This window comes from Acidovorax soli, from assembly GCF_900107605.1.
GTDB lineage: Bacteria > Pseudomonadota > Gammaproteobacteria > Burkholderiales > Burkholderiaceae_C > Acidovorax > Acidovorax soli.
Window position 1 is genome coordinate 1 of the sequence record NZ_FNQJ01000084.1, and the last position, 1,192, is coordinate 1,192.

The following is a 1,192-nucleotide window of genomic DNA, read 5'->3' on the forward strand; positions in this document are numbered from 1 at the left end:
CTAGGGAAATCCTGCAAAACCTGGCAGTCAGTCGGATAGAAGCGGCCCAGTCATGGCATCCTCCCAAGCCATGAAGCAAAGCAGCCTTGATCTGAATCTGAGCACCAAGAAGACGCGCAAGCAAGACCTGCTGGCCCAGATGGATCGGGTGGTTCCCTGGGTTGCACTGGTAGAGCTCATTGCGCCGTATTACCCAGAAGGCAAGAACGGCCGCCCACCCTTTGCACTGGAGACCATGCTGCGCATCCACTGCATGCAGCAGTGGTTCACCCTGTCGGATCTGGCGATGGAAGAAGCCTTCTTTGACACCCCGATCTACCGGGAGTTTGCAGGGCTGGATGCGCATGGACGAATGCCCGATGAGAGCACCATCTTGCGCTTTCGCCACCGGCTTGAGAAACATAAGCTGGCCGAGCAGATTCTGGCCACCGTCAACGACCTGTTGGCAGCCCAGGGCTTGCTGCTCAAGGCAGGCACTGCGGTGGACGCCACCTTGATCGCAGCGCCCAGCTCCACCAAGAATAAGGACAAAAAGCGCGATCCAGAGATGCATTCGAGCCAAAAGGGCAACGAATGGCACTTTGGCATGAAGGCACATATTGGCGTGGATGCGGACTCGGGATTGGTGCACACCGTCATAGGCACCTCGGGCAACGTGGCAGACGTCGTTGAGGGCAACAGCTTGCTGCACGGGCAGGAGACAGACGGGTTTGGTGACGCAGGCTATCAGGGCGTGGACAAACGCCCTGATGCCAAAGAAGGCGTGAGGTGGCACATCGCGATGCGCCCAGGCAAGCGCAAAGCACTGGACAAAGAGAACCCTGTTGACGCGCTGATAGACCAAGTGGAGAAGATCAAGGCGAGCATCCGTGCCAAGGTGGAGCATCCCTTCAGGGTGATCAAGCGGCAGTTTGGATACACGAAGGTGCGCTACCGGGGGCTGAAGAAGAACACGCTGCAACTCAAGACGCTGTTTGCGCTGTCCAATCTGTGGATGGTGCGCCACCAATTGCTGGGGGCGCAGGGATGAGTGCGCCAGCGAAAGGGCAAAGGGCCGCCAAAGCGGTGCAAGAGAGCCGAAACAGGGCAGGAAAACAAGGCCCAAGTGCTGCCCAAACGGTCTCCATCGCGCTGCCTGAACGCGGCTGCCTTCTAGCACTCACAAATTCGAGTTGTTCAGGACATCCCTAGG

The 1,192-nt window shown here is 58.3% G+C and carries 1 protein-coding gene; it reads left to right on the top strand.

Going from position 1 to position 1,192, the window contains the following annotated elements:
• The first annotated feature begins 70 nt into the window (after positions 1-70).
• The gene (locus BLW02_RS19420; RefSeq protein WP_092701786.1) at positions 71-1,030 is read left to right on the top strand and encodes an IS5 family transposase; all 960 of its coding nucleotides are present in this window, start codon (positions 71-73) and stop codon (positions 1,028-1,030) included.
• Positions 1,031-1,192: the final 162 nt, after the last annotated feature.

Excerpts from the sequence above, each read along its gene's own strand:
- BLW02_RS19420 (WP_092701786.1), top strand. The coding sequence starts at position 71 with ATGAAGCAAAGCAGCCTTGATCTGAATCTGAGCACCAAGAAGACGCGC.